This window comes from Actinokineospora guangxiensis (genome assembly GCF_042657845.1).
In the GTDB taxonomy this organism is placed as follows: domain Bacteria; phylum Actinomycetota; class Actinomycetes; order Mycobacteriales; family Pseudonocardiaceae; genus Actinokineospora; species Actinokineospora guangxiensis.
In genome coordinates this window covers 555,701-577,439 of sequence record NZ_JBHSKF010000001.1, presented here as the reverse complement: position 1 = coordinate 577,439, position 21,739 = coordinate 555,701, and the positions used below count along the sequence as shown (strand labels likewise).

Sequence of the window (21,739 nt, the reverse complement as noted above, 5' to 3'; positions counted from 1 at the left end):
TGGGTCAGCGGCGTTTGCGCATGTGCGCCCGGAAGTACTCCGTCGACTGCTTCTGGAACAGGTACACCACCGCCGCGGTGCAGCACGCGACGTCGGCCAGGCTCCACATCAGACTCAGCTCGGCGTTGGTCTGCGCGGCGGCGGACAGGAAGCGGATGAGGCTGAACGCGGTCAGCCCGGCCAGCACCGCCCGCGCCCAGTTGCGGCCCGCGCGGAACTTCACCGCCAGCAGGGCGAAGAAGCCGACGGTGAGCAGCACGCCGATCACGCCCGCGATGGGCACGGCGCTGAGCATCATCTCGACCTCGGCGGGCGGCGCGTCCGGCGCGGTCTGACGGACCAGGGACTCGGCGAACTCGTCGTCCAGCACGGTGAACAGCGAGCCGATCGCGCCGATGGCGGTGCCGGTGACGACCAGCGTCGCCGCGGTGTCGACGGCCTTGGGCCGCGGCGGCGTCTCCGGGACGTCCACCGGGGGCATGGCGGGGTAGTTCACACGTCCTCCGTTCGCAGCACCGAGGACAGCGCGGCGCGCATCGGCTCCGGGTGGCGCGCCCAGGCCAGCACGACCGTGCCGTCGTCGAGGTCCAGCGGGATCTCCGCCGTCTTGCGCGGCACCGTCGGCCCGCCGCCCAGCGGGCGCGCGCCGAGGGCGTCGCCGTCGTGCAGGCCCGCGATGCGCGCCACGGGCAGCTCCTGCTCGCCCTGGCGCAGCACGTCGTCGGTCAGCTCGACCGCGCACACCCTGCGCCGGGCCTTGACCCACCCGGCCGTCATCGCCGTCAGCACCACCGCGATCCCGATCCACGCCACGACGTGCACCGGCCCGCTGAGCGCCTCGACGCCCGCGCCGACGGCGCAGAACACCGGCGCCCACAGCACCGGCCACCACGTCGAGCCGGGCTCGGCGTACCGGGTCCTCGCCGGTGTCGCCGCCGGCGTCATCGCCCGTGCGCGTCGTAGAAGCGCTTGGCCCCGGGCATGAACAGCAGCGCCAGCGCGATGATCGTCGCCATGGCGCAGATCAGCCCGAAGATGGTGATCCGCCCGAAGCCGTACTGGAAGAACGCGCTCAGCAGACCGACGACGATCAGCAGCATCCGCGCCTTCCGCACACCGTTGCGGGCCTGGTAGGCCAGCAGCCAGTAGAGCAGCAGGAACACCGCCGAGCCCAGGATCAGCCAGACCGTGTAGCCCTTGACGATGTCCATGGCCTCGGTGAGCGGCACCGACTGCGTCGTGGCGTAGGAGTCGGCCAGGAACTGCTGGTTGAGCAGCACCGTCAGCCCGCCCGCGAGCCCGATCGCGCCCGCGACCAGCCACAGCCAGTAGGCGACCGTCACCACCATCGGCGGGCGGACCCGCTCGCCCGCCTCGTCGGCGGTCGGCATGATGGGCGGTTCGTCCGTTGTCACCGCTCGACCATACTCAGCGCAGCCAGCGGGCGGCCTCGGCGGCCCAGTAGGTCAGGATCACGTCGGCGCCCGCGCGGCGGATGGACAGCAGCGTCTCGGTGATGGTCCGGCGGCGGTCCAGCCAGCCCTTCTCGGCGGCGGCCTCGACCATCGCGTACTCGCCGGAGACCTGGTAGGCCGCGACGGGCACGTCGGAGACCTCGCGCACGGCGCGGATGACGTCGAGGTAGGCCAGGGCGGGCTTGACCATGACCAGGTCGGCGCCCTCCTGCAGGTCGAGCGCGACCTCGCGCAGCGACTCCCGGACGTTGCCCGAGTCCTGCTGGTAGGTGGCGCGGTCGCCGTCGAGCTGGGACTCCACCGCCTCGCGGAACGGGCCGTAGAAGGCCGAGGCGAACTTGACCGAGTAGGCCAGGATGCCGGTGTCGATGTGCCCGGCCTTGTCCAGCGCCTCGCGAACGACGCCGACCTGGCCGTCCATCATGCCGCTGGGTCCGAGCAGGTGCGCGCCCGCCGACGCCTGGGCGACGGCCATCTCGGCGTAGACGGTGAGCGTGGCGTCGTTGTCGACCCGGCCCGCGTCGTCGAGCACGCCGCAGTGGCCGTGGTCGGTGAACTCGTCCAGGCACAGGTCCGACATGAGGATGGTGTCCTCGCCCAGCTCGGCGCGCAGGTCGCGCAGCGCGGCGTTGAGGACGCCGTCGGGGTCGACCCCGCCGGAGCCGACCGCGTCGCGGGTGGCGGGCACGCCGAAGAGCATGATGCCGCCCACCCCGGCCTGCACAGCCTCGACAGCGGCTTTGCGCAGCGTGTCCCGGGTGTGCTGGACGACCCCGGGCATGCTGGAGATGGCGACCGGCTCGGTGGCGCCTTCCTTGACGAACATCGGCAGGACCAGCTGCCGGGGGGCTACCTCGGTCTCAGCGACCATGCGCCGCATGGCGGCCGAACCCCGAAGCCTGCGCGGGCGGTGGCTCGGGAACATCCGCCCATCGTAGAGAGCCCGCGCGCACCCCGGTCGACCGCCCGTGCGGACCCGGGCGGGTCGATCCGGGCCAGGCGTCAGCGCAGGTCGGGGACCGGGATCGGGCTGGCTGACAGGGTTGTCGGACCGGCGCAGAGTGCGCTCGGCAGGACCTGGTTGAGCATCGCGGCGTGGGCATCGGCCGGGGCGGTGATGTCGATGTTCATGCCCGCCGTGACCTGCCGCGCGGTGTCCTCGGTGTGCATGCTCCAGGTGTTGTAGCCGGGCCAGTCGCCGCCGTGGCCCCACCAGGCGGGCCCGCCGCAGGGGCTGGCCAGCGACATCAGGCCGAGGCCGTAGCCGAAGGGCCCCAGGGCGTTCGGGCGGGCGTCCTTCATCGCCGCCAGCTCGGCCGGGCGCAGCAGCCTGCCGTCGAGCAGGGCGTCGAAGAAGCGGTTGAGGTCGCGCGGGGAGCTGATCAGGTTGCCGGAGGCCCAGATGCGCGACATCACGTAGGTGGTGACGTCGGTCGGCGGCGCGTCCGGGTACAGCTGCTCGTAGCCGCGCGCGGCCGGGCGCAGCAGGAACGGCTGGTGCGTCGGGAACTCGGTGTCGCGCAGGCCGAGCGGCACGGTGATCCGGGCGGCGACCTCGACCCACAGCGGCCTGCCGGTGACTTCCTCCACCAGCATGCCGAGCACCGTGTAGCCGGTGTTGGAGTAGGCGAACGATGTGCCCGGCGCGAACAGCAGCGGCACGCCGTCGGTCGCGGCGCGCACCAGCTGCCGGGGGGTGAACCGCTTCCAGCGCTCGGTGTCGACGGCCTCCGGGCCGCTCCAGTGCGCCATGTCGCGCGGGACGCCGCTGGTGTGGCCCAGCAGCTGGCGCACGGTGATGGGCTCGGGGTAGGGCAGCAGGCCGGGCAGGTGCTCGGCGACGGTGTCGTCCAGGCCGAGCCTGCCCTCGCCGACCAGTTGCAGGACAACGGTGGCCACGAAGGTCTTGGTGACGCTCGCCGCACGGAAGCGGCCCGTCGGATCGGGTTCGGCCTGCCCGCCGGTCCGGGCGAGGCCCGCCGACGCGCGCTCGACCGTCCCGCCGCGGACCACCTGGGCGTAGCCGCCCGGCGCGCCCGCCGCGACGACGGCGTGCAGCGCGCCCTCCACCGCGGGCGGCGCCGCGCTCGCGCTCGGGGCCAGGGTGGTCGCGGCCAGGGCGCACAGCCCGACCACCACAGCCACGTTCCTTGTGACCGGTTTGGGGACCATGAGAGCCACTATGCCCAGCTCGCGGGCAGTCCGCAGGCCAACTCACCGGAAACGCCCGCGCCCCGCCACGGAGTCACGTGGCGGGGCGCGGGCGGGCGTGTCCTAGCGGCGGGCGCGCTTGGTCTTGCGCGGCGGGGGCAGCGCCCCTTCGGCGCGCAGCCGGGCCGCGTGCTCGGCGAGGGCGTCGACCAGGGCGGGCACGGTGGCGTGCTCGGGCTGGACGTCGACGCGCAGGCCGAACTCCTTGGCCGTCTCGGCGGTCTTCGGGCCGATGCAGGCCACCAGGGTGCGCGCGTGCGGCTTGCCCGCGATGCCGACCAGGTTGCGCACGGTGGACGAGGAGGTGAAGCAGACCGCGTCGAAGCCTCCGGTCTTGATCATCTCGCGGGTGTCCGCAGGCGGCGGGGCGGCGCGGACGGTGCGGTAGGCCGTCACGTCGTCGATCTCCCAGCCGCGCTCGCGCAGGCCCGCCGCGAGGGTCTCGGTGGCGATGTCGGCGCGGGGCAGCAGGACGCGCTCCACCGGGTCGAGGATGTCGTCGTAGGGCGGGAAGTCGGCCAGCAGGCCCTCGGAGGACTGCTCGCCGGAGGGCACCAGCTCGGGGTTGATGCCGAAGCCGCGCACCTTCTCCGCGGTGGCCTCGCCGACGCAGGCGATCTTCACGCCGGAGAAGGCGCGGGCGTCCAGGCCGAACTCCGCGAACTTCTCCCACACCGCGCGCACGGCATTGGTCGAGGTGAACACCACCCACTGGTAGCGGCCGTCGACCAGGCCCTTGACCGCGCGCTCCATCTGCGCGGGCGAGCGCGGCGGCTCCACCGAGATCGTGGGCACCTCCGAGGGGATGGCGCCGTGCAGGTGCAGGCGCTCGCTCATCTCGCCCGCCTGGTCCTTGGTCCTGGGGACCAGCACGCGCCAGCCGTACAGCGCGCGCGACTCCCACCAGGACAGCTTCGCCCGGTTGCCGACGACCGCGCCGACGGTCACCACGAGCTGCCCGGACATCTCACCGGCGTCGGCGGCCAGCGAGGCCAGCGTCGTGTCGATGGTGCGCTGGCTGGTCGCCGTGCCCTCGGCCGTCACCGCGACCGGGGTCTGCGCGGCCAGGCCGTGCTCGACCAGCGCGGAGGCGGCCTCGGCCAGGTGCGAGGCGGTCGCGTGCAGGACGACCGGGCCGGGCGCGCCCGCCAGGCCCGCCCAGTCGATGTCGCCGCGCACGTCGATCTCGGTGTGCGCCGAGCCGAGCGCGATGCCCGCGTACGCGGGCACGGCGGTCGCCGGGGACACGCCGGGGACGACGTCGAAGGCCGCCGCGGACTTGGCCACCGCGTGCGCCTCGGCGACGACCGCCGAGTGCGTCAGCGGGTCGCCGGAGACCAGGCGGACGACGACGCGCCCGGCCTTGGCCTCGGCGGCCAGGTCCTTGGCGACGTCGGCCGGCTCGCCGACGGCGGGGCGGACCTCGGCGGCGGCGCTGGCGCAGGCGAGCACGGCCGCGGGTACGTCGGGGTCGGTCACCACCAGCTCAGCGCGGTCGAGCAGTTCCCTGGCACGCACGGTGAGCAGTCCGGCGTCACCAGGTCCGGAGCCCACGAACGCGATGCGGCCGGGGGACTTGCGGGCACGGGTGGTCATGTCAGGCCACTTCCTCATCTACTGCTGCTCGGGGCCGGAAAGCACCCCGGCGCCGAGTTCCAGCAGCTCGGCGGCCACCGCACGGCCGAGCTGCGCTGCTTCGGTCAGGTCCCCGGCGTTCGACGCGCGCAGGATCTCCGCGGGCCCGCTGATCGGGTTCGCCCCCGGGGGGCACACGCCCGCGGCTCCGCGCAGCGACAGCCGCAGGACCACGTTGTCGTCGGCGTCGAAGTCCTCGACAACGTCGGCCAGCGCGCCGATCGGCGCGCTGCACCCGGCTTCGAGCGCGGCCAGCATGGCCCGCTCGGCGGCCACCGCGGCCCGCGTCGCTTCATCGTCCACTGTGGAGCGCAGGAAGTGCTCGGTGTCGATGTCGTCGACCCGGCACTCGATCGCCAGCGCGCCCTGCGCGGGGGCGGGGAGCATCTGGATCGGGTCCAGCGTCTCGGTGATCTCGTCGGTCCTGCCCAGCCTGGCGAGACCGGCGCGGGCCAGCACGACGGCGTCGAGCTCACCGTCGCGCACCTTCCTGACCCGGGTGTCCACATTGCCGCGGATCGGCACGACGACCAGGCCGAGGCCCAGCGCGTGCAGCTGTGCGGCCCGCCGCGGCGAGCCGGTGCCGACCGTCGACCCGGAGGGCAGCTCGCCCAGGGTCAGCCCGTCGCGGGCGACCAGCGCGTCGCGCGGGTCGGCGCGCAGCGGCACCGCGGCCAGCGACAGCCGCGGATCGGGCGCGGTCGGCAGGTCCTTGTAGGAGTGCACCGCCACGTCGACGGCGCCGTCGGCGAGCGCGTCGCGCAGCGCCGAGGTGAAGACCCCGACGCCGATCTCGGCGATGGGCGCCGAAGACAGGTCCCCCGGCGTCTTCACGGTGATGATCTCGACCCGGGCGCCCGCCCGTTCGAGGGCGTCGGCGATGAGCCCGGTCTGCGCCAGCGCCAGCGCGCTGCCCCGGGTGCCGATGCGGAGCGTGTTCATGATGGGCGGCCGTCCAGGATCGGGTCGGCGGCGGTGAGGGCGGCGGGTGCGGACGGGTCGAGCCCGAAGAGCTCGCGCAGCGCGTCGGCGTACCCGGAGCCGTCCGGCCCTGAGGCCAGCTCCTTCACCCTTACCGTCGGGGTGTGCAGCAGCTTGTCTACCACTCGGCGGACCGTACGGGCGAGTTCGTCGCGCACCGCGCCGTCCAGCTCGGGCAGCCGGGTGTCCAGGCGCAGCAGCTCGGAGTCGACCACCTCGGCCGCCCGTCGCCGCAGCGCCGTCACCGTCGGGGTGACGGCGGCCGAGCGCTGCGCGGCCAGGTAGGCGCGCACCTCCTCGGCCACCATGTCCTTCGCCGCGCGGGTGTCGAGCCCGCTCGGCGCGTCGGCGAGCCTGCGCTGCAGGCTTTCCAGGTCCACCAGGCGCACGCCGGGGACGCGCCCGACGCCGTCCTCCACGTCGCGCGGCAGGCCGAGGTCGCACACCACCAGCGGGCGGGTGCGCGCGGCGACGTGCTCGGTGAGCACCACCGCGCCGCCCGCGCCCGTGCAGGCCACGACCACGTCGGCCTCGGCGACGCGCGCGGGCAGGTCGTCCAGGCCGACGGCGTCGGCGGGCACGCCCTGCTCGCGCAGCGACGCGGCCAGGCGCGCGCCGTTGGCCTCGGTGCGGTTGGCCACGGTGACCGAGCCGATGGCGGCCCGGCGCAGCGCCGCGGCGGCCAGCCCGCCCATCGATCCGGCTCCGACGATCAGCGCGTGCCTGCCCGCGAGGCCGTCGAGCACCTCTTCGGCGTCGGAGAGCGCCTCGCCGACCACCGACGGGCCCGCGGCGTCGAGCCCGGTGTCGGAGTGCACGCGCTTGCCGATGCGCAGGGCCTGCTGGACCAGCTCGTGCAGCGTGCGGCCGACACTGCCTGCCGCGCGCGCGGCCTGGTAGGCCAGGCGCACCTGGCCGAGGATCTGCGCCTCGCCGACGACCATCGAGTCCAGGCCCGCGGTGACGGTGAAGAGGTGCTGCACCGCGGCGGCGGCGTAGTGCACGTAGAGGTGGTCGTGCAGCTCGCCCATGCCGAGGCCGGAGTGGCGGGCGAGCACGCCGACGACATCGGCCAGACCGGCGTGGAAGGCGTCGACGACCGCGTAGACCTCGACGCGGTTGCAGGTCGAGACCAGCACGGCCTCCGACACCGCGGCGCACTCGACCAGCTCGGCCAGCAGCTTGGGCACGTCCGGGGCGCCGACCGAGACCTTCTCCAGCACCCGCATGTCTGCCGTGCGGTGGGACATGCCGATCGCCAGGACGCTCATGAGACAACCATCCCATCGACGCGGCCGTTGACGGTGCGCCGAACGGGGGGCGGTCCGTCCGCGCGGCGGGCCACGTGGAAGGACAGGACCTGCAGCTCGACGGCGAGGTCGACCTTGCGGACCTCCACGTGGTCGGGCACCTGCAGGACCACCGGGGCGAAGTTCAGGATGCACTGCACGCCCGCGGCGACGAGGCGGTCGCAGACGCCCTGGGCGGCGGGCGGCGGGGTGGCGATGACCCCGATGGAGACCTCGCGCTCCAGGCAGACCCGGGTGATGTCCTCGATGTGGTCGACCGGGATGCCGCCGACCGGGATGCCGACCAGGTCGGCGTCGATGTCGAACAGGGCGCTGACCGGGAAGCCGCGGCCGGGGAACCCGCCGTAGTTGGCCAGCGCGTGCCCCAGGTTGCCGATGCCGACGACGGCGACGCTGTGCTTGCGGGTCAGGCCGAGGATGCGCTCGATCTCCCCGATCAGCACCGAGACCTCGTAGCCGACGCCGCGGGTGCCGTAGGAGCCGATGTAGGAGAGGTCCTTGCGCAGCTTCGCCGAGTTGACCCCGGCGGCGACGGCCAGCTCCTCGCTGGAGACGGTGCCCGCCCCCTGCTCCTGCAGGCCGGAGAGCACGCGCAGGTAGACGGCGAGCCGGGCGACGGCGGCCTCGGGGATGGCGCGGGCGCGGTCTCTGGCGGCGGGGACCTCGGGTCCGCCCGCGGTGACCCTGGGGATGGGAGCGGTGACCTCGGCGGCGCCGGGTGCGACCCCGTTCCGCTGGCCTCGCTGTGCCGCCACGCTGCTACTCCTCGACAGACATGTCACCGGGTTGTCACCACGGTACCGCTTGTGAACGTGTGCACAAAGTCGGTGGTAGAGGGCTTGACGCACACCACACTGTGGTCCGCGGCATGCGTCCGGGGCCACTTTCTCCATGTCATCTTGTGGCGGGCTCTGACGCGCTCTGACACGCGCGAGCGGGGCGGGCCCGCGGCCCACCCCGCTCGTCAGCGGCACGTCAGTACTACTGGTGCGTCATGCCGCCGGGGGCGTCATGACGGAACCGATGGTCATGCCGCCGGGGGCGTCATGACGGTGTCGATCACGAACACTGTCGCGTTGGCCGTCGGGATGTTGCCGCACAGCACCTTCGCGCCGTTGACGGTCATGCTCTCGCCGGAGCCCTCGATCTTGAGCGGCGGCGCGGTGGCGTTGACCGAGGTGACCGTGCCCGCGGCTTCCAGCGCCTCGGCGTCGTGGCGCTCGCCGACCACGTGCAGCTGCAGGATCGGCGCGAGCGTGTCCGGGTCGGCCGCCAGCGCGGCGAACTCGGCGTCGCCGAGGGCGTCGAAGGCCGCGTCGGCGGGGGCGAAGACGGTCAGCGCCTCGGCGGTGTTGAGGGTGTCGGCCAAGCCGGGGACCGCGCCGACGGCGGCGGTGAGCTTGGTCAGCAGCGGGTTGGTGCTGGCCGCGGTGGCCACCGGCTGCGGCCCCATCGCGGCCAGGCCGCCCTCGGCGTCGCCCTGCGGCAGCTGCCCGCAGGCGGGGCCGAACACGTCGTCGGCGGTGGTGACGCCGCCACCGCCGCCCTCGCCGCCCTCGGCCTCGGTGGTGGTCGGAGCGGCCATGGTGGTCGTGGTGGTGTTCGTGCCGGTCGACGCCTGTTCGCTGTTCACGCACGCTGACAGCGCGAACACGGCGACGGCGGCCGCGGCGGCCGCGGGAACCAGCTTGGTACGCACCAGGGATCACTCCGTTTCGACTGGACTCTCAACCGGGATTCGGCCCGGTACAGCCTGCCGGATTGGTCGGGTTCGCGCTCAGCCGACCGTGAAGTTCACGCTGTGCCAGCCGGTCGCGCCGTCCGGAATCGGCGGCACCCGCTCCTCGACCTGGGTGTACCCGGAACGGTCGGTGGCCCGGACCTCGGCGCGGTGGGCGCCCGCGGTCAGGTCGACGTCGAGCTTCCACATCCGCCAGGTCTGGTCGTTGGCCTCGGTGGACAGCTCGGCCTCGCGCCACTGCCCGCCGTCGAGGCGGACCTCCACGCGCTCGACGCCGGTGGTCTGCGCCCAGGCGATCCCGGCGATGGAGACCTTCCCCGGCGGGAACGACTGGAACGAGCGCGGTGCGTCGATGCGCGACTGGGTCTTGATGGGCGCTTCCTTGGCCCACTTGCGGTCCTGCCAGTAGAAGGTCTTCTCGCCGTCACGGATCAGCTCGAGGTCGATGACCCACTTGGTGGCCGAGACGTAGCCGTAGAGGCCGGGAACGACGATCCTGGCCGGGAAGCCGTGCTCCAGCGGCAGCGGCTCGCCGTTCATGCCGATGGCCAGCAGCGCGCCGCGCTCCTCGGAGAGCATGTCGGCGACCGGGGTCGCGGTGGTCCACCCGTCGACGCTGGTGGCGAAGACCTGGCCCGCCTCCGGCTTCACGCCCGCCTCCATCAGCAGGTCGCGCAGGTAGACGCCGGTGAAGGCGGCGGTGGAGATGTAGGGGCCGCCGACCTCGTTGGACACGCAGGTCATGGTGATGACCCGCTCGACGAGTTCACGGCCGCGGATGTCGTCGAAGTCGTACTCGACCTCGGTGTCGACCAGGCCGTGGATGCGCAGCTTCCAGTCCTCGGCGCGCAGGCTGGGCACGGTCAGCGCGGTGTCGATGCGGTAGAAGCGGTCGTTGGGGGTGATGAAGGACGGGGTGCCCACCGAGGCGAAGTCGGCCCCGGCCGGGATCGCGGGCGCGCGCCGGGCCGCGGTGATGGACCCGAGCGCCCGACGCGACTTCTCCGCGTCCCCGCCGGACCCGAGGAACTGCCCGCCGACCGCGGCCACCCCGACCCCGGCGGCGACCCCGCCGGAGCTGATCAGGAACCGCCGGCGGTCGATCTCCTTGTCCGCACCGGCGTCGGCGGACTCGGCCCGCGCCTGGCGGGTGGCCAGACCGTGCAGCCAGCGGAACACCCCGAGCCCGACGAGCAGGCTGGCCGCCGGGGCGAGCACCGCGAGCTGCCCCAGGTCGGGCCGGAAGAGCACGGCCGCGATCGAGACCACGCCCAGCACCACCGCGATGACGGTGCCCGGCACCGGCGAGCGCCGTGACAGCAGGCCCGCCAGCACCGCGAGCACCGCGATGGTCACGGCGATGGCGATGAACAGCAGCCGCTTGTCCCACTCGGGGCCGAACTGCTTGCCGAACTCGGTCAACCACTGCGGTGAGAGGTCGACGGTGCTGTTGGCCACCGCCAGGTACGGCGACGCGCCGATCCCGACGAACGCGGCGACGAGGTGGCCGACGGCAAGCGCGGAGCCGACCGCGAGCACACCGATCAGCGCGGCTTTCATGCGGGGCAGGCGGGTCTCCATGTGAACCATTCGACGCCCGTACCGCGCCGGGATTGGTCCCCAGAGGTAGGAAACCGCTCTATCGGGTGAGCGCCGCCCGGAGCCGGTCCTCCTCCACGCGCCAGTAGCCGTGTTCGGCGCCGTCGATGACGATGACCGGCACCCGGTCGCCGTACTCGGCGCGCAGTTCCGGGTCGGTGTCGACGTCGACGGCGCGCCAGTCCACGTCCAGGTCGGCGCAGATGCGGGCCACGTCGGCCTCGGCGGTCGAGCAGGAGGGGCAGCCTGCCCTGGTCATCACCTCTACGAGCACCCCGCCACGCTACCCGCGCAGGCTCGCGCGGCGGAGCTTGCCGGTGATGGAATGCGGCAGGGCCTCGGCGAACTCGATGACCGAGGGGACCTTGAAGCGGGCCAGGCGCTCGGCGCAGTGGGCACGCAGGGCGTCCTCGGCCAGGGACTCGCCCGGCTTGAGGACCACGACGACGCGGACGCGTTCGCCCGCGCGCTCGTCCGGGACGCCGACGGCGGCGACCTCGGCGACCTGGGGCAGTTCGCCGACGGCCTGCTCCACCTCGCTGGGGTAGACGTTGAAGCCGTTGACGATGATCAGGTCGCCCGCGCGGTCGACCAGGTGCAGGTCGCCCTCGGCGTCGAAGTAGCCGACATCGCCGGTGCGGAACCAGCCGTCGGGGTCCGGGCCGTGGGCGCCGTCGGGCCAGTAGCCGCTGAAGAGGTTGGGGCCGCGCGCGGCGACCAGGCCGGTGTCGGAGTCGTCGGTGAAGTCCATGGCGATGGACTCGTCGTCATCGGCCTGGTCGACGGGGACGCCGTCGCTGTCGACCAGGCGGATCTCGACCCCGGGGATGGCCCGGCCGACACTGCCGGGCTTGGCGTTGCCGCCGACCAGGGTGGAGGTGAGGACGGGGCCGGTCTCGGTGAGGCCGTAGCCCTCGTAGACGGTCAGGCCGGTCTCGGCGCGGAAGAGCCTGAGGATGGCGGCGGGCAGCGGCGCGGCGCCGGAGGTGCACAGGCGCAGGGTGGCCAGGGCCTCGCCGAGGCGGTCGGCGCCCGCGGCGGTGAGCGCGGTGTACATGGCGGGCACGCCGATGAACACCGTCACGCGGTGCTCCTCGCACAGGCTCAGCGCGCCGTCCACGGTGAACTTGTCCAGCAGCACCGCCGTCGCGCCGGTCGCGGCGATCTGCCACAGGCCGGAGAGGCCGTAGGCGTGCGACATGGGGATGGTCAGCAGGACGCGGTCGGTGCCGGTGACCGGCGCCGGGCGCAGGTCGGTGAGCTGGGCGGCGTTGGCCAGCAGGGCGCGGTGCGACAGCATCGCCCCGCGCGGCTCGCCGCCGGTCCCCGACGTGTAGGCGATGACGGCCAGGTCCTCACCGCCGCCCACCGCCGCCAGCGGTTCACCGGCCGCCAGATCGATGGAGGGGTCCAGAGCGGTGATCCCGGGCAGGTCGCCGAAGCCCGCGGTCGCGCCGCTGTGCTCCAGCTGCCGCCGCACCTCGCGCGGCGCGGCGTCCATGCCGACCGGCACGGCGACACCCCCCGCGCGGAGGATTCCGAACAGCGCGACGACGAACTCCACGCCGGTGGGCAGCCGCAGGGCGACGCGGTCTCCCCTCTTCAGGCCGCCGGCGAGCAGCGCGCGGGCGCGGGCGGTGACGGCCGAGTCCACTTGCGGCCAAGTGAGTGATACCGACGAGGAAGCATCGATAGTCCCCACATGAAGAGGTACTTTCGCGCTCGCCTCCGCGACCAGGTCGGCCAAGTTCGCTGGCTGCCGTCCGTCGTCCATCTGCCGTCCTCACCGCCGCCGGGCCGAGTCACAAGGAGATCGCGAAAGTCGATCACAGTGTGGCACGCGTCACCCGCGTCACGATTAACTACCTGCCGCGTCACAACCATGGGAGCGGACACTTGTCACACCTACTTCAAAGTAACAACGCGTAAGCTCCGAGACCGGACACCATCGAGGGAGAGTGCGCCTGCCCGATGACCCGCCCGACGCGCCAGGCAAGGGACGCCGCCGTGCCGATGGCCCGATCCGCCCAGGATCGGGTGTCTGACGTGCGCGAACCCGGCCAGGAAACCCCCCAGCAGGACGAGCCCGTGCCGGACGCGAGCACCCCCGCGACCGACCACAGCGCCGCCTGGGACCTGGTGCGGGCCGCGCAGGGCGGCGACACGGTCGCCTTCGGCGCCCTCTACGACCGCTACGTCGACGTCGTCTTCCGGTACGTGCTGTTCCGGGTCGGCGACCGCGAGCTGGCCGAGGACGTCACCAGCGAGACGTTCCTGCGCGCGCTGCGGCGGATCACCAGCGTCAGCTACCAGGGCCGCGACGTCGGCGCCTGGTTCGTCACCATCGCCAGGAACCTGGTGCTCGACCACGTGAAGTCGAGCCGGTTCCGGCTGGAGGTGGCCACCCCGGAGATCCGCGACTCCGAGCGCCTGGAAGCCGGTCCCGAGCAGCAGGTGATGTCCAAGGTCACCCGGGACGCGGTGCTGGCCTGCGTCGACCAGCTCGGCGACGACCAGCGCGAGTGCATCGTGCTGCGCTTCCTGCAGGGCCTGTCGGTCGCCGAGACGGCCAAGGTCATGAACCGCAACGAGGGCGCCGTGAAGGCCCTGCAGCACCGCGCCGTGCGCAGGCTGGCGCAGTTGTTGCCTAGCGAGATCAGGTAGCCGTTCGCCCGATACGGTGTTCCGGCGGCTCGTGCCCGCCACCGCCGTAACCCCGGACGCGCGACGCTCGTTTCACCAGTGGACATCGAACCCGGGGCGGGATCGAGACGAGTCGGAGTGGGATGGTGCACAGCGACGGCCCCCAGCGGGGCAGACCGGACGGCGGTGAGCCGTCCGAAGAGCCGTCCGACGACGCGATCATCGCGCTGCTCGCCGATCTCGCGCCGCCGACGGCCCCCGACCGCGGCGAGCGCGCGCGGATGCGGGAGCGGGTCCTCGCGGGGATGGCCAAGCCCACCCCCGTTCCGCGCACCCCGAGCCCCCGCCCGCCGCGCGCCGGCCGCGCCCCGCGCGGGCGGCGCACCGCCGGTGCCGCGGCGCGTCCGACCGACGAGCCGAGAAGGGGCTTCGGCACCCGGGGCCGCGTCGCCGTCGCGGCGGTCGCCGTGCTGGCGCTGGTGTTCTCCCTCGGCGGCATGAGCCTGCTGCTGGCCCGCGACGCCCTGCCCGGCGACGCTCTCTACGGCATCAAGCGGACCGGCGAGGCGGCCTCGCTCGGCCTGACCTTCGGCGATGAGGACCGCGCCTTCAAGCACCTGGAGTTCGCCACCGCGCGCGTCACCGAGCTGGAGACGCTGACCCAGCGCTACGCCGACCCGGCCGACGCCCCGCTGGAGTCCTACCTGAGCGCCCTGTCCGACCTCGACGACGACGCCGCCGCGGGCTCGCGCGCGCTGATCCCGGTGGCCGCCCTCGGCGACAGCGCGCTGCTGGGCACCCTCGGCGAGTGGGCCGAGCTGCAGCGCGACCGCCTCGGCGCGCTGCCCCTGCCGACCGGGGCCACCGCCCAGCGCGACGTCTCGGTCGCCCTGCTGGAGCGCATCGCCGCCAGGACGGGCGCGCTCGCCACCCGGCTGGCGTGCACCGAGATCACCTCCGGCGGCGCCGACGACATCGGCCCGCTGCCCGCGACCGCGGCCTGCGTCCCCCGCCCCACCGCGGGCTCCTCCGCCGACCCGACCACCCCGGCGGTGACGCCCCCCGGCGCGCCGGTCCCCACCGCCGCGCCGACGAGCGCGCCTGGCGGCGCGAGCACCCCGGGCGGACCGGAGCCCACCGGCCCGACGACCGGCGTCACGACCCGCCCGCCGACAGCCCCGGTGACCACGACCCCGGGCGCCACCACGACCTCCGACCCGCTGCCCCCGCTGCCGGTGCCCACCATCGATGTCCTCCCGCTGCCGGGCCTGGGCGGATAACCCGTCCCCCGGCGGGATTCGGGCCAGGATCGCTAGGCTGGTGGTCCAAACGGGAAGTGCCCGAGCAGGGAGGCCGTCGTGTCGTCGCTGAGGCCTGGTGAGGAGCGCCGGGAGCTGGACCGGCTCGCCGAGGAGGCGGGCGCGGCCAGCGCGGAGGCGGCGGTGGCCCTGGAGCCGGTGGGCGACCAGCCCGTCGACCTCACCGCGGCGGCGTTCTTCGACGTCGACAACACGATGATGATGGGCGCCTCGATCTTCCACTTCGCCCGCGGCCTGGCCACCAGGAAGTTCTTCACCAACTCCGACCTCGCCCGCTTCGCCTGGCAGCAGATGATGTTCCGGGTGGGCGGCAAGGAGAGCATCGAGGGCATCCGCAACCACCGCGAGCAGGCTCTGTCCTTTGTGGCCGGCCACTCGGTGGCCGAGCTGGCCGAGCTCGGCGAGGAGATCTACGACGAGCTGATGGCCGACAAGATCTGGCCGGGCACCCGCGCGCTGGCGCAGATGCACATCGACGCCGGGCAGCGGGTCTGGCTGGTGACGGCGACCCCGGTGGAGCTGGCCACGATCATCGCCCGCAGGCTCGGCCTGACCGGCGCGCTCGGCACGGTCGCCGAGAGCGAGGACGGGATCTTCACCGGCAAGCTGGTCGGCGAGATGCTGCACGGGCCCGCCAAGGCGCACGCGGTGCGCTCGCTGGCCGCGCGCGAGGGCTTGGACCTGCGGCGCTGCACGGCGTACTCGGACTCCTCCAACGACGTGCCCATGCTGTCGGTGGTCGGCACCGCGGTCGCGGTGAACCCCGACGGCGGCCTGCGCGACGCCGCCCGCAAGCGCGGCTGGGAGATCCGCGACTTCCGCACCGGCCGCAAGGCGGCCAAGATCGGCGTCCCGTCGGTGCTCGGCGCGGGCGCGGTGGCGGGCGCGGTGGTCGCCGGGCTGGCCTACCGCCGCCGCACGGCCTGAAGCGGCCCGGAGCCCGGAACGCACCGGAGCCCGCCCCACCGGCAGGCGGGGCGGGCTCCGGCTTCCTCAGAGCTACTTCTTCAGCTTGCGACGCTGGACACGCGTCTTGCGGAGCAGCTTGCGGTGCTTCTTCTTCGACATGCGCTTGCGGCGCTTCTTGATGACCGAGCCCATGGGCGTGTCCTTAGCTGTTGTCGACGTGTTCCAGGTGCCGGGCGTGAAGGTGCGGGCACGTCACCGACGCGCGCGGAAACACCAGGCACAACGAGCGTCCAGGTTACCCGGTTGGTCTCGGCAGCCGGCATCCGGTGTCATCCGGCGTCGAAGTACGCCTTCTCCAGGTAGTCGTGGACGGCCTGCTCCGGAACCCGGAACGACTTGCCCACCCGCACCGCGGGCAGCTCGCCGCCGTGGACCAGGCGGTAGACCGTCATCTTGGACACCCTCATGATCGTGGCCACTTCCGCCACTGTGAGGAATTGCACCGACGTGACCGCCGGGTCCCGCTTGTTCGCAGCCATGTTTTCACCGCGTCCCTAACCACGCGTCGCGCCGCGGGCTTCCCCACCCACGGTTTCGACACGCACGTGCTCCGTCGAGAGTAGCGGGACTCCTGTGACCAGTGCGACGGCACGGACGCCGCGACCGCAAGTTGCAGCCGGTTGGGTCAGTCCTCCAGGTGACCAGCGCCCAGTTCGCTCGACCGGTCGCGGGCGGCCTCGATGGCCGCCAGCAGGGCCGCCCTGACCCCGTGCCGCTCCAGCTCGCGGATGGCCATGATGGTCGTTCCCGCAGGTGAGGTGACCGCCTCGCGCAGGGTGACCGGGTGTTCGCCGGTCTCGGCCAGCATCGACGCCGCGCCCACGGCCGACTGCACGATCAGCTTCTCGGCGACCGCGCGCGGCAGCCCCAGCAGGATGCCCGCATCGATCATGGCTTCGACCAGGTAGAAGAAGTAGGCCGGACCGGACCCGGACAGGGCCGTGACCGCGTCCTGCTGCGATTCGGGCACCCGGACGACCTTGCCGACGGCCGAGAGCAGCTCCTCCACGACCGCCAGGTGCTCCGGGCCCGCGTGCCTGCCCGGGGAGATGGCGCTCATGGCCTCGTTGACCAGCATCGGCGTGTTCGGCATCACCCGCACGACCGGGACGCCCTCGGGCAGCCGCCGCTCGAACAGCGACGTCGGCAGGCCCGCGCACAGCGACACGACCAGCGTGCCCGGCGGCGTCACCCCGCCCAGCTCGTCCAGCAGCGGGTCGATGTCCTGCGGCTTGACCGCCACGACCAGCACATCGGCGGTTTTCGCCGCCGTGGAAACGTCTGTCGCCCGGATGCCGTAGCGGCCGGTCAGCTCGGCGGCCCGGTCCGGGTGCCGCTCGGTGAACAGCAGGTCCGCGGCGCTGCGGCCGCTGTGCAGGAGGCCGGACAGGAGCGCCTCGCCGATCTTGCCCGCGCCCAGGACTGCCACTGTCGTCATGCGGACAAGGCTAAGCCCCAGGTGTATGCGCCACGCATATGCCCGGGGCGTGCGCGCGAGTCAGGCCATCGCGGTGAGGGCGAGCTGGCGGGCCTGGCAGACGAGCCTGCCGGTGGAGTCCACGACCGTGGCGTCGGCGTCGAACCACATGCCGTGCACCGCGCGCGACTCCACCTGGATGCGCAGCCAGCCCGGGGCCGGGCGGGAGCGCAGGTGCGCGGTCAGCTGCACCGTGGGCGACCAGCCCATCCGGCCGAGGTTGAACGTCACCGGCATCGAGATGTCGCCGGCGACCAGCGCGAACAACGGGTCCGGCTGCTCGCCCCTCGGCCGCGCCCACAGCCGCAGCCGCAGCGGGTCGCCGACGTGGCCGTGCAGGAAGCCCGCGCCGTTGGGGTCCAGCCGCACGTCGCAGCCCGCGGTGAGCTTGAACACCGACGCCGAGGGCAGGGTGGCCAGGTCGATGGCGTTGCCGGGCGGCTCGGCGGGCTGGTTGGGCAGGTCGCTCCAGGCCGCGCGCTCCCTCGGCAGCCTGCCGGTGGTCACCACGGCCTCGACGCAGGCGCTGCCGCTCTGTTCCAAGTGGACGGACACGACGGAGGTGCGCCTGCCCGCTTTGCGCACGTCGGTGCGCAGCAGGACCGGGCCGACGGCGGGCGGGCGGAGGAACTGCGCGCTGACGGCAAGCGGGTCGACCAGCGGCGTCCCGGCGCTGTGCGCGGCGACGGCCGCTCTGGCCACCAGGGCCAGCAGGAAGCCGCCGTGCGGGCGGCCTCCCACCGTCCAGGCGCCGGGCAGGTCCGCGGTGAACGTGCCGTCCCCCAGCGCCCGAACCCGGGTCGCCGACGCGAAGGCCCCTCCAGCGGGCTGTCCGCCCACCCGCACGTCCCCGTGCCCTGCAGCGCTACTCATGGGGCACAGCCTGCCACGGCGGGCCCCCGTGTTTCGCTTTGCACGGGCGGAAAGCGCCGTCAGTTCCGGGTGGCGAGAGCACGCAGGAAGAACGTGGTGTTCGCGGGCCGCTCGGCGAGCCTGCGCATCAGGTACCCGTACCACTCGCCGCCGTAGGGCACGTACACCCGCACGGTGTGGCCGAGCTGGGCCAGTCGGCGCTGCTCCTCGGGGCGGATGCCGTACAGCATCTGGAACTCGAAGGAGCCCGGCTTGCGCCCGTGCGCCTCGGCGCGCTCGGTGATGATCCGGACCAGGCGCGGGTCGTGGGTGGCGAACATCGGGTAGCCGTCGCCGGCCAGCAGCGCGTTGACGCAGCGCACGTAGCTCAGGTCGGTCTCCTGGCCCGCGTCGAAGGCGACCGACTCCGGCTCGGCGTAGGCGCCCTTGCACAGCCGCACGCGCGAGCCCGACGAGGCGAGGGCGCGGGCGTCGTCCAGGGTGCGGTGCAGGTACGACTGGAGCACCGCGCCCACCCACGGCCACGTCGAGCGCAGCTCGGCGAGGATGCGCAGCGTCGAGTCGGTGGTGGTGTGGTCCTCCATGTCGAGGGTGACCGTGGTGCCCGCGGCCTCGGCGGCCCGGCAGATCCGGCGCGCGTTGGCCAGCGCCAGCTCCTCGTCCAGCAGCTGGCCGACCGCCGTCAGCTTCACGCTGACCTCGGCGCGGTCGCTGAGCCCCTGGTCGTGCAGCGCGGAGAGCAGCTCCTCGTAGGCCAGCACGGTCGCCTCGGCGAGCGCGGCGTCGGTGGTGTCCTCGCCCAGGTAGTCCAGGGTCGCGGTGAGCCCGTCCTCGGCCAGTCGCCGGGTCACGGCGACGGCCTCGGCGGTGGTCTCGCCCGCGACGAAGCGGCGCACCACGTCCCGGCTCACGGGCGCGGTGGCGACCGCGGTGCGGATGGCGCCGTTCTTGGCGGCGGCCAGGATGATCGAGCGCAAGGGGTTCACGCTGCGAAGGGTACGACCCCGGCTGACCGCGCGGACAACCAATGGGGTCATCCCATGTCTGGACCTTTCAGTGAATCCACTAGGTGAGATGCGCGCGCGCGAACTCCAACGACGCGGCGAGGTCGGCGCGCCGGTCGGCGGCCGTGCGCGCCCGGCGCGTGTTGATCTCCAGCACGACCTGCCCGGTGAAGCCGCCCTCGACCAGCCGCGCGCACAGCGGCGCGCAGGGCTGCGTGCCGCGCCCGGGCACCAGGTGCTCGTCCCTGGGCAGGCCCGTCCCGTCGGCCAGGTGCACGTGCGCCAGGCCGGAGCCCATCCGCCGGGCCATGGCCAGCGCGTCCGCGCCCGCGGCGGCGGTGTGCGACAGGTCGAGGGTGTAGTTGCGGTGGCCGACGTCGGTGGGGTCGATCGACGGCCGGAACGCCGAGAGCACCGCCCGGCCCCGCCGCACGGGGAACATGTTCTCCACCGCGACCGCGATCCCGCTGGCGTCCTCCAGCTCGGCCACCAGGTCGGCGAAGCCGTCGGCGTAGCGGCGCTGCCAGCGAAACGGCGGGTGCACCACGACCGTCCGCGCGCCCAGCTCGCCCGCCGCCGCCACGGACCGGCGCAGCCGCTGCTCCGGGTCCGCCGACCAGATCCGCTGGGTGATCAGCAGGCACGGCGCGTGCACCGCCAGCACCGGCACCCCGGTGCGCCGGACCTGCCCGCGCAGCGCGTCGACATCCTGGCTCAGCGGGTCGGCCCACACCATGACCTCGACGCCGTCGTAGCCGAGCTCGGCGGCGGCGGTGAAGGCGGACGCGGCCGACTGCGGCCACAGCGACGCGGTGGACAGCCCGACCGGGATCAGGGCGTCACCGGCCGACGAGCAGCAGCATCGCCGGGGAGACGGTCACCACCAGGCCGACCAGCACGGCGAGGATCGTGGTGTTGAGGTCGTCGGCGCGGCGGATCTTGCGGACGATGAACACCAGCCCGGCGATCACCACGACCGCCACGACCAGCGCCGCCACCGGCAGCACACCCCACAGCCAGTTGAACCCGAGCCACACCGCGGCGCCGCCGACCACGCCCAGCGCCAGCTGGCCGACCATCGTCAGCCACGCCGTGACCGGCGAGCCCTCCGGCGCTGCCTCGCCGTCCTCGGCGTCGTCGTCAAGGCCGTCCCGGTCGTCCCGGTCGTCACGGTCCCGGTCGCGGGCCTTGTCCCGGCCCTTGCGGGTGTCGAGGCCGTCCAGGTCGTCGAACTCGGGCAGGTCGGAGTCCGGGGACTCCAGGTCGTCGTGGGCGGTGTAGCCGTCGAAGCGGCGGGCGGCCTTGTCGTCGAAGGCCTCATGCTCTTCGAGGAACTCCGGCGGCGGGGCCTGCGGGTCGACCTCGGTCTGCGCGGCGTCGCCGGGGTAGTCCGGCGGGCGGACGGGCTTCCTGCCGACCTCGGTCCTGGCGTCCGGGGAGACGCCGTTGACCGCGGGCTGCCCCGGGGCCGCGAACGGCGGCGCGGGCAGCTGCTGGGAGGGCTGCGGCGGCAGGGGCAGCTGCTGCGAGGGCTGCGGCAGCGGCTGCGACGGCTGCTTCGGCGCGGGCGGCTGGGGCGGGGGGCCCGCGGGCTTGGGGGCCCGCTGGGGCATCCGCGAGGTGCCGGGCGCGCGCCGGGGCAGGTTGCGGCCGGGCGGCTGCTCACCCTGGTCGGCGGGGTCGGGGTCCAGGGCGGGCATGGCCCGCTGGGTGCCCTCCAGCGCCGCGGCGGGCCTGCGGACCGGGCCGCGGCCGTTCTGCGGCTGGTCGGCCGGGTCGTCATCGAGCGCCGGGATACCCCGCTGGGTGCCCTCCAGCGCCGCGGCGGGCCTGCGGACCGGGCCGCGGCCGTTCTGCGGCTGGTCGGCCGGGTCGTCATCGAGCGCCGGAATGCCCCGCTGGGTGCCCTCCAGCGCCGCGGCGGGCCTGCGGGCCGGGGCGGGGCGCTCGGGCGGCAGCTTGCGCGGCGGGCCGTCGGGCGCGGCCTCGTCGGCCTGCTGGGGCCTGCGGCGGCGCGCCGACGGCGGAACCCTGGGCAGCTGCTCGGTCATCGGCTCGCCGCGGTCGCGGCGGGTCTCCGGCGGGGCCTGCGGCGGCTGCTGGGCCTGCGGCGGCGCCTGGTGCGGCGGAGGCGGCTGGGGTGCCTGCTGGGGCGGCGGGCCGCCGCGCCGGGCAGGCCTGCCCTGGCGGTGCGACACGCGCTCCGGCGGCGGCTGGTCCTCGCGGATGACCGGCATCTGGCCGCTGTCGGACTTGACCCTGTCGATGATCGCCTGCGGCGCCGTGTCCGAGGCGTCGTCCGGCTTGCGCCGACGCCGCCTGGGCGCGCCGCCTTCCGAGCTGCCGCCGTACTTGGCCAACAGCTCGGCAACGGTGCGCTGCTGCGTGCGCTCCGAACCGCCTTCGTGAGTCATCCACTCCACCGTGCCCCGTGCGGGCCGATCCGTCCAGCCCGCGCACGGCCAACGGGCGGCCACGCGCGGGCAGCGGTGTCGTCTACTT

Annotated in this window: 23 protein-coding genes; 3 read left to right on the top strand and 20 right to left on the bottom strand. The window is 73.9% G+C overall.

The features are described 5' to 3' along the window. Nucleotides 1-4: 4 nt before the first annotated feature. The 13 genes from ACFPM7_RS02670 to ACFPM7_RS02610 all read right to left on the bottom strand — a co-directional run bounded on the left by ACFPM7_RS02670 (nucleotide 5) and on the right by ACFPM7_RS02610 (nucleotide 12,726). Complete coding sequence (locus ACFPM7_RS02670) at nucleotides 5-496, bottom strand: hypothetical protein (RefSeq protein ID WP_378243340.1); 492 nt, start codon at nucleotides 494-496, stop codon at nucleotides 5-7. After that, the gene (locus ACFPM7_RS02665) at nucleotides 493-945 is read right to left on the bottom strand and encodes a hypothetical protein (RefSeq protein ID WP_378243338.1); all 453 of its coding nucleotides are present in this window, start codon (nucleotides 943-945) and stop codon (nucleotides 493-495) included. Before ACFPM7_RS02665 ends, ACFPM7_RS02670 begins: the two co-directional genes overlap by 4 nt. Next, nucleotides 942-1,415, bottom strand: coding sequence for a hypothetical protein (locus tag ACFPM7_RS02660; RefSeq protein WP_378243336.1), 474 nt, complete (start codon nucleotides 1,413-1,415; stop codon nucleotides 942-944). The genes ACFPM7_RS02665 and ACFPM7_RS02660 overlap by 4 nt, the downstream gene beginning before the upstream one ends. Nucleotides 1,416-1,428: 13 nt before the next feature. Beyond that, entirely contained in the window at nucleotides 1,429-2,400 is a 972-nt protein-coding gene (gene hemB / locus ACFPM7_RS02655; RefSeq protein WP_378243334.1) for a porphobilinogen synthase, read from the bottom strand. A 77-nt stretch (nucleotides 2,401-2,477) separates the two neighbouring features. Next, on the bottom strand, nucleotides 2,478-3,614 hold the full coding sequence (locus ACFPM7_RS02650) for a serine hydrolase domain-containing protein (protein ID WP_378243332.1): 1,137 nt from the start codon (nucleotides 3,612-3,614) through the stop codon (nucleotides 2,478-2,480). Between the two features lie 135 nt (nucleotides 3,615-3,749). Beyond that, a complete protein-coding gene (locus ACFPM7_RS02645; protein WP_378243330.1) occupies nucleotides 3,750-5,282 on the bottom strand; it encodes a bifunctional uroporphyrinogen-III C-methyltransferase/uroporphyrinogen-III synthase in 1,533 nt (510 codons plus the stop codon). An 18-nt stretch (nucleotides 5,283-5,300) separates the two neighbouring features. Next, nucleotides 5,301-6,263, bottom strand: a complete 963-nt coding sequence (gene hemC, locus ACFPM7_RS02640; RefSeq protein ID WP_378243328.1) for a hydroxymethylbilane synthase — start codon at nucleotides 6,261-6,263, stop codon at nucleotides 5,301-5,303. After that, nucleotides 6,260-7,573 (bottom strand): glutamyl-tRNA reductase, encoded by a 1,314-nt coding sequence (locus tag ACFPM7_RS02635; protein WP_378243326.1) that lies wholly within the window; start codon nucleotides 7,571-7,573, stop codon nucleotides 6,260-6,262. The genes hemC and ACFPM7_RS02635 overlap by 4 nt, the downstream gene beginning before the upstream one ends. Next, a complete protein-coding gene (locus ACFPM7_RS02630) occupies nucleotides 7,570-8,367 on the bottom strand; it encodes a redox-sensing transcriptional repressor Rex (RefSeq protein ID WP_378243324.1) in 798 nt (265 codons plus the stop codon). Before ACFPM7_RS02630 ends, ACFPM7_RS02635 begins: the two co-directional genes overlap by 4 nt. A 272-nt stretch (nucleotides 8,368-8,639) precedes the next feature. After that, nucleotides 8,640-9,197: a fasciclin domain-containing protein gene (locus ACFPM7_RS02625; protein ID WP_378243833.1), complete on the bottom strand. Its 558-nt coding sequence runs from the start codon at nucleotides 9,195-9,197 to the stop codon at nucleotides 8,640-8,642. Nucleotides 9,198-9,389: 192 nt separating this feature from the next. Further along, a complete protein-coding gene (locus ACFPM7_RS02620) occupies nucleotides 9,390-10,934 on the bottom strand; it encodes a molybdopterin-dependent oxidoreductase (protein WP_378243322.1) in 1,545 nt (514 codons plus the stop codon). Nucleotides 10,935-10,992: 58 nt separating this feature from the next. Further along, nucleotides 10,993-11,211, bottom strand: a complete 219-nt coding sequence (locus tag ACFPM7_RS02615) for a glutaredoxin family protein (protein ID WP_378243831.1) — start codon at nucleotides 11,209-11,211, stop codon at nucleotides 10,993-10,995. Nucleotides 11,212-11,235: 24 nt separating this feature from the next. Beyond that, entirely contained in the window at nucleotides 11,236-12,726 is a 1,491-nt protein-coding gene (locus tag ACFPM7_RS02610) for an AMP-binding protein (RefSeq protein WP_378243320.1), read from the bottom strand. 197 nt (nucleotides 12,727-12,923) lie between these two features. Here ACFPM7_RS02610 and ACFPM7_RS02605 point away from each other — a divergent pair, with 197 nt between their 5' ends. The 3 genes from ACFPM7_RS02605 (at nucleotide 12,924) to ACFPM7_RS02595 (ending at nucleotide 15,841) form a co-directional block, all read left to right on the top strand. Continuing rightward, nucleotides 12,924-13,616: a sigma-70 family RNA polymerase sigma factor gene (locus ACFPM7_RS02605; RefSeq protein WP_378243318.1), complete on the top strand. Its 693-nt coding sequence runs from the start codon at nucleotides 12,924-12,926 to the stop codon at nucleotides 13,614-13,616. Nucleotides 13,617-13,738: 122 nt separating this feature from the next. Continuing rightward, nucleotides 13,739-14,875: a DUF5667 domain-containing protein gene (locus tag ACFPM7_RS02600; protein ID WP_378243316.1), complete on the top strand. Its 1,137-nt coding sequence runs from the start codon at nucleotides 13,739-13,741 to the stop codon at nucleotides 14,873-14,875. Between the two features lie 78 nt (nucleotides 14,876-14,953). Further along, entirely contained in the window at nucleotides 14,954-15,841 is an 888-nt protein-coding gene (locus ACFPM7_RS02595) for an HAD family hydrolase (RefSeq protein WP_378243314.1), read from the top strand. Between the two features lie 72 nt (nucleotides 15,842-15,913). On the opposite strand, the gene ACFPM7_RS02590 is transcribed toward ACFPM7_RS02595, so the two are convergent. The 7 genes from ACFPM7_RS02590 to ACFPM7_RS02560 all read right to left on the bottom strand — a co-directional run bounded on the left by ACFPM7_RS02590 (nucleotide 15,914) and on the right by ACFPM7_RS02560 (nucleotide 21,651). Beyond that, nucleotides 15,914-16,015 carry a 30S ribosomal protein bS22 gene (locus tag ACFPM7_RS02590; protein ID WP_018684825.1) on the bottom strand — a complete coding sequence of 34 codons (102 nt, stop codon included), beginning with the start codon at nucleotides 16,013-16,015 and terminating at the stop codon, nucleotides 15,914-15,916. A 137-nt stretch (nucleotides 16,016-16,152) separates the two neighbouring features. Then, the gene (locus ACFPM7_RS02585) at nucleotides 16,153-16,362 is read right to left on the bottom strand and encodes a helix-turn-helix domain-containing protein (RefSeq protein WP_378243312.1); all 210 of its coding nucleotides are present in this window, start codon (nucleotides 16,360-16,362) and stop codon (nucleotides 16,153-16,155) included. Nucleotides 16,363-16,508: 146 nt separating this feature from the next. After that, on the bottom strand, nucleotides 16,509-17,321 hold the full coding sequence (proC, locus tag ACFPM7_RS02580) for a pyrroline-5-carboxylate reductase (protein WP_378243310.1): 813 nt from the start codon (nucleotides 17,319-17,321) through the stop codon (nucleotides 16,509-16,511). 60 nt (nucleotides 17,322-17,381) lie between these two features. Further along, the gene (locus ACFPM7_RS02575; protein WP_378243308.1) at nucleotides 17,382-18,233 is read right to left on the bottom strand and encodes a thioesterase family protein; all 852 of its coding nucleotides are present in this window, start codon (nucleotides 18,231-18,233) and stop codon (nucleotides 17,382-17,384) included. A gap of 59 nt (nucleotides 18,234-18,292) precedes the next feature. Further along, entirely contained in the window at nucleotides 18,293-19,219 is a 927-nt protein-coding gene (locus ACFPM7_RS02570) for a proline dehydrogenase family protein (RefSeq protein WP_378243306.1), read from the bottom strand. A gap of 79 nt (nucleotides 19,220-19,298) precedes the next feature. Next, nucleotides 19,299-20,057, bottom strand: a complete 759-nt coding sequence (locus ACFPM7_RS02565) for a sugar phosphate isomerase/epimerase family protein (RefSeq protein WP_378243829.1) — start codon at nucleotides 20,055-20,057, stop codon at nucleotides 19,299-19,301. A 19-nt stretch (nucleotides 20,058-20,076) separates the two neighbouring features. Then, complete coding sequence (locus tag ACFPM7_RS02560) at nucleotides 20,077-21,651, bottom strand: hypothetical protein (protein ID WP_378243304.1); 1,575 nt, start codon at nucleotides 21,649-21,651, stop codon at nucleotides 20,077-20,079. Nucleotides 21,652-21,739: the final 88 nt, after the last annotated feature.